This window comes from Acinetobacter sp. CY81, from assembly GCF_059515925.1.
This window is the reverse complement of record NZ_JCAKNC010000014.1, coordinates 35,582-52,346: the sequence shown is the minus strand read 5'-3', so window position 1 is coordinate 52,346 and position 16,765 is coordinate 35,582. Positions and strand designations below refer to the sequence as shown.

Below are 16,765 nucleotides of genomic sequence, written 5' to 3'. Positions count from 1 at the left end.
AACTTCTATTAAATTCAGTTAATATACCTGCCGTAAAATTCAAGAATCTGCTTTGCACCTATCGGCAATGCTCCAAAATCAATACCCTATATGAAATACTGTTATGAATTTTAAATCAAAATTGCATGCGCATTCTTATCTCATTCTAGTGAATGCCATCATTGCAATGCTCATCGCTTGTCGATATTTTGCATTTCTTCCTGAGTTCCCCACAGACTTTTTGGGCTTTACTTTTTTAGTAACAAGCACAATTTCTCACATGACCCTGCTGATTTCCTTGGTTGGTCTACTTCTCATTCCTGCTTTATTTTTACCCCAACTAATTCGCCGTATTCTGCAATCCGGTGTCTTTACTTTTGTATTAATTGCCTTATTGATTGATACCATTGTTTTTGCTCAGTATCGTTTTCATATTAGTACTGTCATGCTGAAACTGGTGATGTCGAGTCAAATTGTAACTTTCCCACTTTCTTCATGGCTTATGCTTATTTTTGGTATTGTCATTGTTTGGACGCTACAATATTTACTCATTGTAAAACTTGAAAAATCGAACCCTCTAGTTCAATGGAAAGTGGGTAAAAAATTTGCTTATTTAGTAACTTTGACTTTACTTGTTTCAAATGGTATTCACGTTTGGGCTGCTGCACACGTATACCAGCCTGTAACTTTAACTAAGCGCTATTTACCACTGTTCTATCCAGCAACATCAAACTCTACCATGACCAAATATGGCTGGATTGATCAGGAAGCACTCGAACGTCAAAAAGCAATGTCTCTTGATCGTAAGAGTGATATTAACTATCCATTAACGCCAATAAAAACTCAGCCTGTAGAGAAACCATTAAATATCATGTGGATTGTGGTGGATTCATGGCGTGCTGATACCTTTAATGCTGAAACATCACCCAATATGTGGAATTTGGCTAAAAAGGGACAAGTTTTCAATCAGCATTATTCAACAGGTAACTGTACGCGTACTGGTATTTTCGGTATGTTCTATGCAATCCCAGGTACGTATTGGCATGGAATTTTAGTCAACCGCCAAACACCTGTTTTTATGGATCGCCTACAAGCACTTAACTATGATTTAGGAATTTTTGCTGCAGCAAAACTTACCAATCCTGAGTTTGATCAAAACGTTTTCGCGAAAGTTCCAAATTTACGTATTAGTTCAGAAGGAAGTTCGCCTGCTGGATTAGACGTTGGCTTAACTGAAGACTGGCTTAAATGGTACGGACAGCGTGATCGTTCTAAACCAGCTTTCTCTTTCTTATTTTATGATGCACCACATGGTTATGACTTTCCGGAAGGTTATAAAACTCAGTTCCAACCGATGCTAAAAGAGGTTAATTACCTCAAGCTTAATAATGAAACTGATCCGTCATTAATGTTTAACCGTTACAAAACCAGCGTTCATTATGTGGATAGTCTAGTAAAACGCGTTATTGATAAACTTGAAAGTTCTGGTGATCTAGACAACACTGTCATTATTATTACAGGTGATCATGGTCAAGAAGTTAATGATAATAAACAAAACTTCTGGGGTCACAACGGGAACTATACGGATGCACAAACTAAAGTTCCTTTCGCCATTATTGCGCCAAATCAAGCTTCACTGAAAAAATGGGATTCAAATTTAATCACAAGCCATCAGGATATTGTTCCTACGCTCATGAAACATCATTTGGGAGTAAGTAATGATATTAAAGACTATAGTGTCGGTGAAGATCTATTTGGTGAACCTGTAAAACGTGATTGGATTATGTCTTCAAATTATAGTAGTTATGCTGTTATTACACCTCAGAATATCTTAGAGGTCGGTGCAGTCGGTCAGTATGATCTCTTAGACAAAACCAATCGTCCTGCAAAGAATCAAGAAGTAAATGCTCAATATTTACAAGAAGCTCTTGAGCAGATTAGTCGCTTTAGTAAATAGTTTTTAGAAATTTAAGAATAAAAAAGCCACTTCACGAAGTGGCTTTTTTATTGATATAAAATGGAATTACCACTTTGCATAATGTTGTTCAAGCAATCCATATTGTTGATCAAATTGAATCATCCCTTGATCTTCTGTTTCAATTTGCCCTGTAATTTTTGATTGCCATTGGCTAAATTGACTACCCACCATACGTAAATTCAGATTCTCATAACGACGCCAACCCGTTTCAACCACGAGATTGAGTTTGTTATCTAAAGAACGAATAGACCAATGATTTTCGTCTGTCACTTCGAACAATACATCCGCCAGTGGATACATCCGTCCATTAATCCATAGACAATTTTCATTTCCAAAGCTTTCGTTCACGCCTGAAGCTAAATTAATGCCAATGCGATTTTGTTGTTTATCCCAAAAATTACAAGACAGCCAAAACCATGCTGTTTCAGGTCTTAGAAATCCACAAGTATCATCGAGTGCGGCGAAACTACGTTCATTAAACTCAATTCGTTCACCTTGTTTATTAAAGAAAAAACCTTCAACAGCCAAAGTTGTTAATTTCTGAGTATAAGTCCAGCCATTAATACCCGTTGGACTACACATCGACAGAGGATCTGTTCCTGCACAGAAAATTCGGGCACGGAGTTTTTCTTCGCCATGTCTTTTAACGGTAATGTAGCGCACACCATTGGCATGTTGAATATCGAGTTCAAACGGCGAGTGACTGAAATGACTATGATTAAATAAAGGCTGTTCATCCACAACTGTAGAACGAGCCAAAATATTAATGGCATTCCACTCTAGAACTTGCTGAGTCTGGTGATCATAGACATAAATAAATCCATGCCCTGCCCACGCAATATCTGCGATCGCCAATCCAATGCTATAGTGCTCATGTTGAATACTACAAAACTTAAATTTTTTAAATTTAAGTTTCTTACGCCAACTTTTTAAAGTTTTTCCATAAGGCGTTTTATATACATATTTTGAAACAGTAATTGCACTTGGCAATTCTGAAAACCGCCCAAAACGGGGCTGTCCATTTATTTGTATTAAATCCATTTAAAAACAGCCTAATGATCGTCTATAAATTTAGACTTTAGTCGAACTTTCTCATTATTACTGATTTTTTGAAATTAGCAAATTACTAAAATGATCAATTTAAAATTTTTTAGTCGCCAGCAACTAGACTGGCTCAACTAAAATATTAAATAAAGTTAAACCTTAAGCAAATTACCATTGTCCCTCATCCAAAGCCTGTCCAATAAATTGATACTGGGGTTGGGATCTGGAAAATTTAATCGGAAATGCCAGTTGTGGCTCGGTATCTGATGAATCAGATTTCACAGGAACATTGACCACCCAACCACGCTGTTCAGCTAAATCTGAAGATAAGGCTTCATCCAGTTTCATGACAGGTTCAACACACACATCCAATTCCGAAAATATAGTTTTCCAGTGATCAAATGTTTTTTCAGCAATCTTGGCTTGTATCGCGTCTTTTACCTCTTTACGATCATCAGGGTCAAATGAAGATCCTTTTTGCATTAGGATAGGCAGATCTAATATTGCTGCTAAACCAGACATAAACTGTGGTTCTAAACTTCCAATGGAAAGATATCGACCATCACTGGTTTGATAATAATCATAAAAAGTACCCCCATTAAGATGTTCACTCTCCGCTTGTTGCTTTTCACCACCCGCTAATACTGCAGCAGCTGCCATATTATTTAAAGTAACCGCACAATCGGTCATCGAGATATCAATGAACTGTCCTAAACCACTACTTTGACGCTCAATCACTGCGGATAAGATACCAATGACTGCATGTAGAGAGCCTCCCGCAACATCCGCGATTTGTATACCCATCGGTGGTGGACCATTGTCTAAACGTCCAGAATGACCAGCAATGCCAGACAATGCCACATAATTGATGTCGTGCCCTGCTTTGTTTCTATACAAACCGGTTTGACCATATCCTGTAATAGAGCAGTAAATTAATCGTGGGTTAATTTCTGATAAAGTTCCATAATCTAAACCTAAACGTTGCATGACATCAGGTCTAAACTGCTCTACAACAATATCGTATTCAGATATTTTTTGTTTAATCAGCGCAATACTTACTGGATCTTTTAAATCTAAGGTAACTGATTGTTTATTACGATTTAAATAGCTGTGAGAAGTGGCCTGCCCATTGGCATAAGGTGGAAGTAATCTAACCAAATCAGGTCGCGTTGGTGATTCCACATGAATTACTTCTGCCCCCATATCCGCTAAATATAATGTGGCAAATGGCCCCGGTAATAATGTCGAAAAATCGAGTACTTTGAGTCCCTTTAAAGGTGCATTCATTAATTACTTTTCCGTGATTATGTTGATTTTTCATCCATATTAAAAATTTAAATTGATCTAAACAATGTCATGTTCAGCCATTTACCTTGATCATTTCGGCAATTTATGATGTATCAGAGCAATTACTCTAGTCATAATTGCTAATTTATATTCTAGTGTTATTTAGGTTAAGTAGAGTGAATATCAAAGATACTGAAGGATTTAACATGAGCCGAGATACGATTAGTATCCATTTTGTGAATGCAGCCCTGACTGGTGTTAAACGTTTAGGCATGGATGTCGATACTCTACTTTCCCATGTCGGTATTGAAGCAGAGCTTCTGCGTCAACCTAAAGCCCGAATTTCTCCTGAACAATACACACGCTTCGTGAAAATGTTATGGATGGTGACTCAAGACGAACACGTCGGTTTTGATATTCAACCGCGTCGTTTAGGTACTTTTGCTATTATGTGTCAATTGGTGATTCATGCCAAAACACTCGGTGAAGCTTTAGAACGTTGTTCTCAGTTTTATAAACTCTTTGGTGATGAATGGTCAGTTTCATTAGAGCGTGATAAACACGAAGCGCGTCTTGTACCAATCATTCCAAAATCAATGGATCCAGATCACTTCATTACTGAAAGTATGTTAATGATTTGGCATGGTCTTGCATCATGGTTAATTGAACGTCGTATTCCTTTAGAACGTGTTCATTTTTCATATCCACGTCCGCAACATGCAGATGAATATGATGCATTATTCTTTGCACCAGTTTTACAGTTTGATGCCGCACGTACTGAAATCACCTTTGCTGCAGATTACTTAGACCTTCCGATTCGTCAAGATGAGAGCACGCTTGAGGAATTCTTAAAAGGCGCACCCGCTAAACTGTTGGTTAAATTCAAAAACACCAATTCATTAACCTCACGCATCCGTGAAGTGTTAAAAAGCCAAATTGGTGAAGAAATGCCAACACTCAATGATGTTGCAGCAATGCTTTACCTTTCTCCTCAAACCTTGCGTCGTCGCTTAGCAGCTGAAGGTAAGAGTTACCAAGGTGTAAAAGATGCATTACGCCGTGATGCTGCGATTCACTTATTGCTAAATCCTTCATTAACTTTAGAAGATGTCGCTCAACAAGTGGGCTTCAGCGAAACCAGTACATTCCACCGTGCATTCAAAAAATGGACTGGTGTGACACCAGGTTTATACCGTCAACTTCATGGTTATCACTAAATTAATTTGATACTGAATCAATATGAAGCCTATCTACAATGATAGGCTTTTTTTGAATCTCACCAATTCCCCTTAGTTAATAATTTAAAGGCCACAAAATCCCTCTAATTATTTAATTTTATGATCAAAAATCTCAAAATTAATTTTAATCAGCTTACTCTTAAATAATCCTCAGTTATGCAATACAGCAATATTGTTAATTTAATATAATTAATAAAAATAATTATGTAGTCATAATTTATAATGAAACTCCAATTACAATAAATTATGAGATGACGATGAACATCCTTTACAAAAAAACCGTTTTACTATTTTCTGTAGCAATGTGCTTAAGCACACAAGGTAATACCGAAATTCAACATGTCACGTCTCATAATGTAAGTAGTGACTATGCCAAAACACGCTATCCCATAGTGTTTAATCATGGAATGTTGGGATTTACTCGTTTGGGCTTTAAAAACTTCGGCTTCGATTATTTTTATCAAATATTACCTGATTTAGCACGTCAAGGTGCCACTGTATATGCCACCCAAGTATCTCAACTTGAATCCACAGAAACACGTGGAGAACAGTTATTGGCGCAAGTTGATGAAATTCTTGCTATTACAGGTGCACCAAAAGTAAATCTAATTGGTCATAGTCATGGTGGACCAACGATTCGATATATCGAAATTGTTGCTCCTGAAAAAGTTGCGTCTCTTACAGCGATTGGAGCACCATTTAAAGGGAGTAAAATCTTTGATGATGTGAATAAAAATATTCTGTCATTTACAGCAATGAAAATTATCGCCCAGTATCTCATCGCACCACTGGAAATGACCTTGGAAGGAAACCTATCCCTTCCACAAAGTTTTGAAAACACCAGTGCAAGTCTGAGTGAAGAAGGTACTGCAAAATTTAATCAAAAATATCCAAGTAAAGCCATTCCACAAGATTGTGGCGAAGGACAATATGTCACGCAAAATGGCATTTACCATTACTCTTGGACAGGTGTTGCGCAGGCCACCAATCTTTTAGATATCGTGGATAGTACAATTACAGTACTTGCCCCGCTCTCTTATAAGAGTCTAGACAATGATGGTCTCGTTATGCGTTGTAGCGCTCACTACGGAAAAGTCATTCGTGATAACTATAGACATAACCATTTAGATCAAATTAATTTAATGTTCGGTTTAAGAGGCTCTTTTACACAGGATCCTGTTTCACTCTATCGCCAACATGCCAATCGATTAAAATTAGCAGGTCTATGAAGCTTCTGATATTTAGTATTCTTCCCGATTCAGCCTAGGACATACCTAGGCTGATTGAATGCTGAATCAATTTAAAATCCTGTTATTAAGTTCGATTTTTATTTAAATTTTTCAGGATCATAAACACATAGTGATGGATCAACCTTCGAGATGATCCGCTTTCCATCTTGAATCACCGTTTCTTCAGCTTTGACCACTTGATAATTTTGATCATATTCACACGCCAAACCTCGACTTCCTTCATCAGATGGATGAATCCCATAAATCATCCAAATATAAAAACAAATCACCGCAATCGTACCAATAACAAGCGTTGCAAAAATACCGAATACAACTTTTAAAAGGATATTGATCTTACTTTTTTTCAATCTCAATGACTCACATTTCATTTTCAATTGTTTAAACTTGAACTAGAGCGCGTAAATCCAAGCACCATCCAAGATCATCATGTTTGAATAATCTGTCAAAAACAACTGACAAAAAATATCAAACGACTCTCCCGTTCTCGTCATTGCAGATTTAAAAACTTCTATTACACTCAAAACACCATAACAAATTCTATCGTATAAAAAAGGAAAGCATATGAGCGAGGCATACATCATTGACGCCATTCGCACACCGCGAGGAAAAGGAAAAAAAGACGGATCACTTTACGAAGTTAAACCGATTAGTTTATTGACTACATTACTCAATGAATTAGCAGCTCGTCATCACCTCGATACCTCTAAAGTAGATGATATTGTATTGGGTTGTGTGACACCGATTGGTGACCAAGGTTCAGACATTGCTAAAACGGCAGCGATTGCCGCTGGATGGAATGATGATGTTGCAGGCGTTCAAATCAACCGTTTCTGTGCTTCAGGCTTAGAAGCGGTCAACCTTGCAGCACAAAAAGTACGTTCAGGTTGGGAAGATGTGGTCGTCGCGGGTGGCGTTGAGTCTATGTCACGTATTCCCATGGGTTCAGATGGCGGTCCTTGGGCGCTTGACCCTGAAACCAATTTAAAATCGACCTTTGTGCCGCAAGGGATTGGTGCTGACCTGATTGCCACTTTAGATGGTTATACACGTGCCGATGTCGATGCTTTTGCTGCAAACTCTCAGCAAAAAGCGGCCGCTGCACAAGCTGCAGGTCATTTTGACAAATCCGTTGTTGCAGTCAAAGATAAAGCGGGTGTAACAATTTTAGATAAAGATGAATTTATCAAGCCAACGACCACAGCAGAAGGCTTAGCAAAACTCAACCCAAGTTTTGAAATGATGGGCGGTATGGGCTTCGATGCCGTTGCACTACAAAAATATCCTGAAGCGCAAAAAATCAATCATGTCCATCATGCAGGAAACTCTTCAGGTATCGTCGATGGTGCTGCCGTTGTTCTATTGGCTTCAGAAAAAGCAGTCAAAGAGCAAGGCTTAAAACCACGTGCAAAAGTTTTATCAACGGCTTTGGTCGGCACAGATCCAACCATCATGTTGACAGGTCCCGCACCTGCTGCACGTAAAGCATTGGAAAAAGCAGGCTTAACCATTGATGATATTGATCTGTTTGAAGTCAATGAAGCTTTTGCGGCAGTGGTGATGCGCTTTATTACTGAACTTAAAGTAGACCCAGCCAAAGTCAATGTGAATGGTGGTTCAATTGCCATGGGACATCCACTCGGTGCAACTGGGGCAATGATTCTCGGCATTTTATTGGATGAGCTTGAACGTCAAGGTAAAAAACGTGGTTTGGCTACACTCTGTGTAGGCGGTGGTATGGGCATTGCAACCATCATTGAGTTGGTATAAGGAGAATCATCATGAGCGCAATTCAATATGAAAAAAATGCGGATGGCATTATTATTCTCACTTTAGACTCACCGAACCAGTCTGCCAATACCATGAATGCAGATTTCCGTGTTGCACTTGAGAACATTGTCTCAAAGTTAAAATCGGAAACGTCTATTTCAGGCATCATTTTCAAATCTGCAAAAAAGACCTTCTTTGCAGGTGGTGACTTAGATGAACTGATTCAAGCGCAGCCAGAACATGCCACTGAATTTTTTGGCATGATTCAAAAGATGAAAGCTGAGTTTCGTTATATCGAAACTCTAGGTGTCCCTGTCGTTGCAGCACTCAATGGTACGGCGCTTGGCGGTGGTTGGGAAATCGCACTGGGCTGTCATGCTCGTATTGCTTTAAATGATCCAAAAGCAAAATTTGGTTTACCTGAGGTGACTTTAGGTTTACTTCCAGGGGGCGGTGGTATCGTGCGAATGGTACGCCTACTCGGTCTACAAAATGCCTTTCCTTTCTTGATGGAAGGTAAGCAATTTGGGCTTGATAAAGCAAAATCATTGGGTTTAATTCAAGATACTGCTGAAACAGCAGAAGAACTTCTTGAAAAAGCCATTGCTTGGGTAAAAGCCAATCCGAAATCGCAACAACCGTTTGATGTAAAAGGTTACAAAATTCCAGGTGGCACACCCTCTTCACCACAAGTGGCGCAAGTGCTTGCCATTGCACCTGCCATGCTTCGTGATAAAACCAAAGGCTGTTACCCTGCGCCTGAAGCCATTATGGCAGCAGCGGTTGAAGGTGCTCAGGTGGATGTGGATACAGCACTTACCATTGAGTCACGCTACTTCACTTACCTTGCAACAGGTAAAGTGGCGAAAAACATGATTGGTACATTCTGGCATGGTCTAAATGCGATCAAATCAGGGGAAAGCCGTCCGAAAGCGCCTGCAAAATGGCAAGCGACTAAAGTGGGTGTCCTAGGGGCTGGTATGATGGGTGCAGGTATTGCCTACTCAACTGCAATCAAAGGCATTCAAGTTGTGCTTAAAGATGTCTCTGTAGAAAATGCTGAAAAAGGCAAAGCATATAGCCAAAAACTTTTGGACAAACGTGTTTCACAAGGTCGCATGACTGCTGAAAAACGTGATCAAGTCTTAAGCTTAATCACAGCAACAGCGTCAGCAGCAGATCTTCAAGGTTGTGATTTGATTATTGAAGCCGTTTTTGAAAATCAAGAACTCAAAGCCAAAGTCACGCAAGAAGCTGAAACCCACCTTGCTGCTGGAGGCGTATTCGCTTCAAATACATCAACCTTACCGATTTCAGGTTTGGCACAAGCCAGTAAAGATCAGAAGAACTTTATCGGTCTGCATTTCTTTAGCCCTGTCGACAAAATGCAATTGGTTGAAATCATTAAAGGTAAAGAAACTTCAGCTGAAACTTTAGCCAAAGCTTTCGACTACGTTCAACAAATTGGTAAAACGCCAATTGTGGTGAATGATAGTCGTGGCTTCTTTACCAGTCGTGTCTTTGGTACCTTTGTTCAAGAAGGCTTACGATTACTGGCTGAAGGTGTGCACCCTGCCAAAATTGAAATGGCTGCATTAAAAGCAGGAATGCCTGTTGGACCACTAGCGATTCAAGATGAAGTCTCACTGACATTATCTGAACATGTGACTTCAGAAACACGTAAAGCCTTACAAGCTGAAGGTAAAGACCTCGCTCGCTCGGGTGCTGATGACGTGATTCAGCGTATGATTCATGAGTTTGATCGTAAAGGTAAAGCTGCTGGTGCAGGTTTCTATGATTATCCCGAAGGCGGTAAAAAGCATCTCTGGGAGGGTTTAAGCCACTGGAAGAAAGACACTGATATTTCAGAACAAGAAATGATTGACCGTTTCTTGTTTGTACAGTCTTTAGATACACTACGTTGTCTTGAAGAAGGTGTGCTTGAGTCTGTGACTGATGGCAATATTGGTTCCATCTTTGGTATTGGCTTTGCCCCTTGGACAGGTGGTGCTTTGCAGTTCCTGAATCAATATGGATTAAACAAGGCGCTTCAACGTGCCAATTCTCTAGAAGCAAAGTATGGCGAACGCTTCAAAGCGCCACAGCTTTTAATCACTAAAGTACAAAGTGGTCAAAAAATATAATGTGCTAATAAAAAACCTCTCCTTGTGAGAGGTTTTTTATTATGGAAGATATAAACTTCTCAAACATGATTAAACATTGTGGTTAAACATTTCTGCGGACAGGAAAACCTTGAAAAGATTTAATTTCTTTTAATGTGAACATACTTTGCATTTCTTTTATACCCGGCAATCGACGAATGATCGACATTGAAAATTCAGCATAGGTATCCAAGTCATACGAGACCACTTGCAACAAAAAATCAGCGTCACCACCGATGCTATAACATGCCACAACATCATCCAATTGCATGACTTCTTCTTCAAACTTTAATGCTTCTGCCTCGCTATGCCGATCGATCGACACACGAATAAAGACCATCACCCCTAAGCCTAATTTTCTTCGATCCAATAACACGCCATAACCACGGATCACTTTTTCATCTTCAAGTCGCTTTACACGGCGCCAACATGGTGATGCAGACATGCCTATTTTCTCGGAGAGCTGTTGATTTGTTGTTCGTGAATCATTCTGTAAAATTTTAAGAATGCTCTCATCAGTCTTATCGATTTTCATAGGAAAAATTAACCCTATATTATTTTAAATATTATTTTTTATACCCTAAATACCATCAATAAAGAAATAATTAGATCAGTTTCACCTCAAATTTTAAAACAAAATAGCTTTAAGTCTTCATTATTCAAATTCAGTATGAATCATTTTCTCGATCTTATTCCTTACATCATTACTCTATCTATCGCAGCGCTCATTCCGGGTCCTGGAATGTTAGGACTACTGTTCAAAACATTGACCCATCATTATAAAAATGCACTATTCATGCTCTTGGGATTAATCACAGGTGATCTGATTTATCTTACGATTGCATTATCGGGGTTGAGTTTTATTAGCCAATATATTGATCATCGGATAAGTCAAATTCTGATGATGCTGGCATGTGCTTATCTATTCTATATCGCTTGGAAACTGTGGCATTTCCAAGCGCTTTCTTTAAATGCAGAATTACCAATAGATCAAGCCAATAAAAAATCCACAACATCAAAAAAGGCATTCCGTTCAGATTATTTCATAGGCTTAGCCATCACATTGAGTAACCCGAAAACCATGACATTCTATTTGGCACTACTACCCTCAATCTTTGGTACAAACTTTTTGCTCAATCCATCCTTTATTGTCATATTAAGTCTAAGTACGGTTTTGACTTTAGCCCTCGTTGGAGCTTTATATATTTTTTCTGCCTTGAAAATTAAAGCATTATTTGACAGACCGAAGTTCCAAACCTATTTAATGAAAGCGATGGCAATTGCCATGTCGATCATGGGAGTCTTTTTAATTTATTTACAGGTTTTCAAAATATAGTCTTATAAGTAAATCGATTGTTTTCATAAAATTGAGGCTTAATTAATTTTCCAAAATGATTATTCATTCTGAATTTGTTATTTTAAAATCGGTACAAATACCATAATTTTTATAGGGTTTTTTAATTTTGAAGCCTTATCTGCTTATTTTGTGTTATAAAGTTACATTAACGAATTGTATTTTCATCGCTTGGTACAGACCTATGACTGATCATTCTTCTCCTGAAAAATCACCCTGGGGTTGGAAAGCCTTAATCATTGCAGTGATCTTAAGCTGTTTCTTTATGGGCTTCTTCTATTTGGCAGTGACCAATGAACCTGACTACATGCCAAGCCAAAAAAATAAAGAAACACATCAACATGCATTCAAAAATGCCCCTGTGATGTCTGAAGAAGCACTAGCAGAAGCTGAACAGCAGAAAAAAGAACATGAGCAAGCTTCTCAACACGTAGCACATGGTACTGCAGCGGATCATAATATGACTGCCGAAGAACATGCTGCAATGACTGAACATGATCAAGCCCACGCTGAAAACAAAGATCATAGTCACTAAGATCTTTCATTTAAAAAAAGAGCTTATTCATAAGCTCTTTTTTTATTTCAACTACATTCGGAGCTCAATCACCGATTCAAAATCTAGTTTTCAGATTTTATAAGTTCTAAATACATATCAATATGTGGAATGCCACAGTCTAAATATTCCTCCCCTTTCACTTGAAAGCCTAAACTTTCATAAAAGGCGATTGCATGTACTTGAGAGGATAATTTTAAAAATTGACGCTTTTCAGTACGAGCATGTTCGATAATCCTTTGCATGATCAGTCGACCTACTCCCTTAGATCGATATGATTTCAAAACCGCAACACGTCCAATGCTATTGTTTTCTAATAACCGTGCTGTTGCAATTACTTGATTAATTTTAAGATAATTTTCATGATAACGATCATAAACAACAAAATGAAGTGATACAGCATCCAGAGCATCCCATTCATCTTGTTCAGGAATAGATTGTTCTTGAATAAAAACCTGACGTCGAATCTGTTCTGCATCAAGCTTTAATGCAGACCATAAACCACTTTTGATGAAGTATTCACTCATGCTTATTCTCTCAAAAGGCAAAATTTAAAGCTCATAAAACCCAAAGATCTTAAATCAGTCCGAAGACTGCCTTAAATCTCAATTAACATTTTTCACCAATATTTTTTTGATCCCACTGATCATTCAGTAATAATTCCAGTGAATGTTTTTGGATACCATACATTTTTTTCAAATCTTGAATCTGAGCAATCACTTCAACATCACGTTCAGAAAAATCTTTACGCTTAGTCGCCAAAATCATTTTATTTTTACTGGTATGTTCTAAAGCGACAAATTCAAAAACTTTGGTTTCATATCCATAGGCTTTCAACAATAATGCACGAATAGTATCGGTTAACATTTCAGCCTGCTGACCTGCGTGAATGCCAAACTGTAACATCGGCTGAATGACTTTTGGACTTTGTAACTGTGGTCGCAATTCTTTATGGCAACATGGCGCACACATAATCACCTGCGCGCCTAAGCGAATGCCGGTATGAATAGCAAAATCCGTCGCGACATCACAGGCATGTAGTGCAATCATCACATCCAAATGCTCTGGTTCATAAGTCCGCACATCGCCTTGGAAAAAATCCAATTGGCTAAAATCAGAAGCTTGGGCAATATTTTGGCAGAATTCGACCATTTTCGGATTCAGCTCAACACCAGTCACTTTAGGTGTCTGAAAATGCTGATTAACATAGTCATATAAAGCAAAAGTCAGATAACCTTTGCCCGAACCAAAATCGACCACATTTAAGGTTCTGTCTTGATGGTTGATTTGATCTAATGCACCTGAAAATATTTCTACAAATTTATTAATCTGCTTCCACTTTCGCGCCATACTTGGAATGATTTGAGCTTTAGCATCCGTAATTCCTAAATGCTGTAGGAAAATACTGTTTTGATCTACAAATCGATGTTTTGCTCGGTCATGTCCTTGAGCGCTGTCAACTTTCTTTGTTGCTTGAGTTTGACTTTGAGTCAGCATGGCTCTTTTCTTATTTTTCTTTAATTGAACTTCGCATCCATCCGTAAATAGATTTGCCTGCTTACATTGCTGAATTAATCCAGAAATGACAGTTTCAGCCTCACTTATCGCATAGTTCTTGGTAATGTCTTGTGTTTTATATCTATAGACAGCATTTAACATTGTTTCATTTTGAAGCTGGATTAGGCGTAAGGTGATCTTCTCTAAATCAGCCAATTCACCTTTATACTGACTCAAAATAACACGATCAATTTTATGGGTATCAATGGCTTGCAAAGTTGCATCTAAAAACTCTTGTTCCTGAATAAAGGAGAAAGCCACATGTGACATAGTCAAAACTCAAATCGATCTAGTCATCTATTTTAAAGCGTCTTACTTTAAAGGTAAAACTTGATTATGATACAAATGTACTTTTATCGAATACATATGATCATGGCCCAAGCCAAACTTCCACAAATCCAAAGTTATGACCCTGTAGAAGAAAAAATCAATGCATTTAGTCATGCGATTGGTGCTGTACTCGCTTTCGTCGCCAGTATTTTTATGTTGATGAAAGGTAGTTATTTACCGACTGGTCAATTTATCGGCTTATGTGTCTATGCCGTTAGCTTAATTTTATTGTTTTCAAGTTCCGCGATTTATCATTTTTCAACCGATGAAACAAAACGATATTGGTACAAAAAACTAGACCATACTGCCATTTATTATTTAATCGCCGGCACTTATACGCCGTTTCTCGCTATTGCCCTACCAACAGATAAAGCCAAGTATTTACTTATCGCACTGTGGGTCATTGCATTGATTGGTACATTATTCAAGTTAGTTTTCATTCATCGTTTCCAAAAAATATCACTTGCTGCCTACTTGGTCATGGGTTGGCTTGCTTTGCTTGTCATCGATGATATGCAACGGTTTTTAAGTGGTCAAAGTTTAACCCTTCTCGTTGCTGGCGGACTTGCTTACACGATTGGCGCATTGTTTTATGTGTTAAAAAATGTAAGATATACTCACGCTATCTGGCATATTTTTGTATTGATCGGTGCAGGATCACATTTCCTCGCAATTTATCTTTACGTGATATAACCGTATTTAACCGCATCTTTAGTAACCCTAAATCAGTGGAATAATTCGGTATTTCGTATTTTTTTAAGAAATTACGCCTTTTTTAAAAAGATTACGCTTTTAAAACTAAGTTCTTTTATTTTTATGAAGTGTAAGGTTTCTCATGGCGTCATCAAATTCAGCGGCAGAACAAATTCAACCCGCAAACTCTAAAGCACGCGTTTTAACTGCGAGTCTTGTTGGTACAACAATCGAATTCTTCGATTTTTATATCTATGCGACAGCAGCAGTCATTATTTTCCCATACTTGTTCTTCCCTGCAAGTACAGATCCAATGACGGCAACGATTCAATCTCTAGCAACTTTTGCTATTGCCTTCATTGCACGCCCAATTGGCGCTGCACTATTTGGACATTTGGGTGACCGTATTGGTCGTAAAGCAACGCTGGTAGCGGCTTTATTGACAATGGGTCTCTCTACAGTAGCAATTGGCTTACTTCCCACTTATGCACAAATTGGTATCGTAGCACCCTTATTACTTGCACTTTGCCGTTTAGGTCAAGGTTTAGGTTTAGGTGGCGAATGGTCAGGTGCAGTATTACTTGCAACTGAAAATGCGCCTGAAGGTAAACGTGCTTGGTACGGTATGTTCCCGCAACTAGGTGCACCAATTGGCTTCATCTTGGCGACAGGTTCATTCTTAACGCTTGGCGCGTTTATGACTGAAGAAGCATTCATGCAATGGGGCTGGCGTATTCCATTTATCTCAAGTGCATTATTGGTGATTGTAGGTTTATGGATCCGTTTGAAACTCCATGAAACACCTGCGTTCCAAAATGTTTTAGATAAACAAAAAGAAGTGAACGTTCCTTTTGTAGAAGTATTCAAAAAGCATTCTCGTATGTTGGTATTGGGTACGATCGCAGCGATTTGTACATTCGTTGTATTCTACTTAACCACAGTATTTGCATTGCAATGGGGTACAAAACAGCTTGGCTATAGCCGTGAAGAGTTCCTTCAATTACAGCTTGTAGCAACACTTTGTTTTGCAGCCTTCATTCCGCTTTCAGCCGTTTTAGCTGAGAAGTTCGGTCGTCGTGCAACGTCTATTGGTGTATGTGTCGTTTCTGCCATCTTCGGTATCTTCTTTGCAGATATGCTTGAGTCAGGTAGCACGTTGATTGTGTTCTTGTTCCTATGTATCGGTTTAGCGATCATGGGCTTAACATATGGTCCAATTGGTACCGTTCTTTCAGAGATCTTCCCGACATCAGTTCGTTATACAGGTTCAGCATTAACCTTTAACATGGCTGGTATTTTTGGTGCTTCTTTTGCGCCACTCATTGCAACAAAACTTGCAACTGAATATGGTTTATCTGCGGTAGGTTATTACTTAACAGCAGCATCAATTCTTTCTTTAATCGCATTCTTAATGATTCGCGAAACGAAAAATGATGATGTAAACAGCCAAATCTAATCTTTATAGATTTGACCTAAAAGCCGGCTTAAATGCCGGCTTTTTGATGCCCGCATTTTATGTATCAATTACATAAAACTTATTTTAAAGATGCGTTATATTATTAAGATATAGTTA

At 38.4% G+C, this 16,765-nt stretch carries 15 protein-coding genes; 9 read left to right on the top strand and 6 right to left on the bottom strand.

Translation table 11 applies throughout. From position 1 onward, the window contains the following. Positions 1-103 precede the first annotated feature (103 nt). Positions 104-1,936 carry a DUF3413 domain-containing protein gene (locus tag AC5YDM_RS13610; RefSeq protein WP_496152619.1) on the top strand — a complete coding sequence of 611 codons (1,833 nt, stop codon included), beginning with the start codon at positions 104-106 and terminating at the stop codon, positions 1,934-1,936. 66 nt (positions 1,937-2,002) lie between these two features. On the opposite strand, the gene AC5YDM_RS13605 is transcribed toward AC5YDM_RS13610, so the two are convergent. Then, a complete protein-coding gene (locus AC5YDM_RS13605; protein WP_496152618.1) occupies positions 2,003-2,998 on the bottom strand; it encodes a DUF2804 domain-containing protein in 996 nt (331 codons plus the stop codon). A 171-nt stretch (positions 2,999-3,169) separates the two neighbouring features. Then, positions 3,170-4,288, bottom strand: coding sequence for a CaiB/BaiF CoA transferase family protein (locus AC5YDM_RS13600; RefSeq protein ID WP_496152617.1), 1,119 nt, complete (start codon positions 4,286-4,288; stop codon positions 3,170-3,172). 206 nt (positions 4,289-4,494) lie between these two features. On the opposite strand from AC5YDM_RS13600, the gene AC5YDM_RS13595 reads away from it, so the two are divergent. Further along, positions 4,495-5,505, top strand: a complete 1,011-nt coding sequence (locus tag AC5YDM_RS13595; protein WP_496152616.1) for an AraC family transcriptional regulator — start codon at positions 4,495-4,497, stop codon at positions 5,503-5,505. Positions 5,506-5,777: 272 nt separating this feature from the next. Next, positions 5,778-6,755, top strand: coding sequence for an esterase/lipase family protein (locus tag AC5YDM_RS13590; protein ID WP_496152615.1), 978 nt, complete (start codon positions 5,778-5,780; stop codon positions 6,753-6,755). A gap of 98 nt (positions 6,756-6,853) precedes the next feature. Here the strand turns inward: AC5YDM_RS13590 and AC5YDM_RS13585 are convergent, their stop codons facing one another. Then, positions 6,854-7,123, bottom strand: coding sequence for a hypothetical protein (locus tag AC5YDM_RS13585; protein WP_496152614.1), 270 nt, complete (start codon positions 7,121-7,123; stop codon positions 6,854-6,856). Between the two features lie 214 nt (positions 7,124-7,337). On the opposite strand from AC5YDM_RS13585, the gene AC5YDM_RS13580 reads away from it, so the two are divergent. Further along, positions 7,338-8,543: an acetyl-CoA C-acetyltransferase gene (locus tag AC5YDM_RS13580; RefSeq protein WP_496152613.1), complete on the top strand. Its 1,206-nt coding sequence runs from the start codon at positions 7,338-7,340 to the stop codon at positions 8,541-8,543. A gap of 11 nt (positions 8,544-8,554) precedes the next feature. Next, positions 8,555-10,687, top strand: coding sequence for a 3-hydroxyacyl-CoA dehydrogenase NAD-binding domain-containing protein (locus AC5YDM_RS13575; protein WP_496152612.1), 2,133 nt, complete (start codon positions 8,555-8,557; stop codon positions 10,685-10,687). 82 nt (positions 10,688-10,769) lie between these two features. Here the strand turns inward: AC5YDM_RS13575 and AC5YDM_RS13570 are convergent, their stop codons facing one another. Beyond that, entirely contained in the window at positions 10,770-11,240 is a 471-nt protein-coding gene (locus AC5YDM_RS13570; RefSeq protein WP_496152611.1) for an Lrp/AsnC family transcriptional regulator, read from the bottom strand. A 135-nt stretch (positions 11,241-11,375) separates the two neighbouring features. On the opposite strand from AC5YDM_RS13570, the gene AC5YDM_RS13565 reads away from it, so the two are divergent. Continuing rightward, positions 11,376-12,041 (top strand): LysE family translocator, encoded by a 666-nt coding sequence (locus tag AC5YDM_RS13565; protein WP_496152610.1) that lies wholly within the window; start codon positions 11,376-11,378, stop codon positions 12,039-12,041. Positions 12,042-12,243: 202 nt separating this feature from the next. Continuing rightward, the gene (locus AC5YDM_RS13560; protein WP_496152609.1) at positions 12,244-12,594 is read left to right on the top strand and encodes a hypothetical protein; all 351 of its coding nucleotides are present in this window, start codon (positions 12,244-12,246) and stop codon (positions 12,592-12,594) included. Between the two features lie 83 nt (positions 12,595-12,677). Here the strand turns inward: AC5YDM_RS13560 and AC5YDM_RS13555 are convergent, their stop codons facing one another. Next, on the bottom strand, positions 12,678-13,139 hold the full coding sequence (locus AC5YDM_RS13555) for a GNAT family N-acetyltransferase (RefSeq protein WP_496152608.1): 462 nt from the start codon (positions 13,137-13,139) through the stop codon (positions 12,678-12,680). 82 nt (positions 13,140-13,221) lie between these two features. Beyond that, positions 13,222-14,439 (bottom strand): class I SAM-dependent methyltransferase, encoded by a 1,218-nt coding sequence (locus tag AC5YDM_RS13550; protein ID WP_496152607.1) that lies wholly within the window; start codon positions 14,437-14,439, stop codon positions 13,222-13,224. Between the two features lie 102 nt (positions 14,440-14,541). Between AC5YDM_RS13550 and trhA the strand changes: the two genes are divergently transcribed. Both trhA and AC5YDM_RS13540 read left to right on the top strand, forming a co-directional pair. Next, positions 14,542-15,192, top strand: coding sequence for a PAQR family membrane homeostasis protein TrhA (trhA, locus tag AC5YDM_RS13545; RefSeq protein WP_496152638.1), 651 nt, complete (start codon positions 14,542-14,544; stop codon positions 15,190-15,192). A 142-nt stretch (positions 15,193-15,334) separates the two neighbouring features. Beyond that, positions 15,335-16,648 (top strand): MFS transporter, encoded by a 1,314-nt coding sequence (locus AC5YDM_RS13540; protein ID WP_496152606.1) that lies wholly within the window; start codon positions 15,335-15,337, stop codon positions 16,646-16,648. The last annotated feature ends 117 nt before the right edge of the window (positions 16,649-16,765 follow it).

Coding starts and splice junctions, on each gene's coding strand:
- AC5YDM_RS13590 (WP_496152615.1), top strand. CDS start 5,778: ATGACGATGAACATCCTTTACAAAAAAACCGTTTTACTATTTTCTGTA.
- AC5YDM_RS13550 (WP_496152607.1), bottom strand. CDS start 14,439: ATGTCACATGTGGCTTTCTCCTTTATTCAGGAACAAGAGTTTTTAGAT.
- AC5YDM_RS13565 (WP_496152610.1), top strand. CDS start 11,376: ATGAATCATTTTCTCGATCTTATTCCTTACATCATTACTCTATCTATC.
- AC5YDM_RS13595 (WP_496152616.1), top strand. CDS start 4,495: ATGAGCCGAGATACGATTAGTATCCATTTTGTGAATGCAGCCCTGACT.
- AC5YDM_RS13560 (WP_496152609.1), top strand. CDS start 12,244: ATGACTGATCATTCTTCTCCTGAAAAATCACCCTGGGGTTGGAAAGCC.
- AC5YDM_RS13570 (WP_496152611.1), bottom strand. CDS start 11,240: ATGAAAATCGATAAGACTGATGAGAGCATTCTTAAAATTTTACAGAAT.
- AC5YDM_RS13610 (WP_496152619.1), top strand. CDS start 104: ATGAATTTTAAATCAAAATTGCATGCGCATTCTTATCTCATTCTAGTG.
- AC5YDM_RS13600 (WP_496152617.1), bottom strand. CDS start 4,288: ATGAATGCACCTTTAAAGGGACTCAAAGTACTCGATTTTTCGACATTA.
- AC5YDM_RS13555 (WP_496152608.1), bottom strand. CDS start 13,139: ATGAGTGAATACTTCATCAAAAGTGGTTTATGGTCTGCATTAAAGCTT.
- AC5YDM_RS13575 (WP_496152612.1), top strand. CDS start 8,555: ATGAGCGCAATTCAATATGAAAAAAATGCGGATGGCATTATTATTCTC.
- AC5YDM_RS13580 (WP_496152613.1), top strand. CDS start 7,338: ATGAGCGAGGCATACATCATTGACGCCATTCGCACACCGCGAGGAAAA.
- AC5YDM_RS13605 (WP_496152618.1), bottom strand. CDS start 2,998: ATGGATTTAATACAAATAAATGGACAGCCCCGTTTTGGGCGGTTTTCA.
- trhA (WP_496152638.1), top strand. CDS start 14,542: ATGGCCCAAGCCAAACTTCCACAAATCCAAAGTTATGACCCTGTAGAA.
- AC5YDM_RS13540 (WP_496152606.1), top strand. CDS start 15,335: ATGGCGTCATCAAATTCAGCGGCAGAACAAATTCAACCCGCAAACTCT.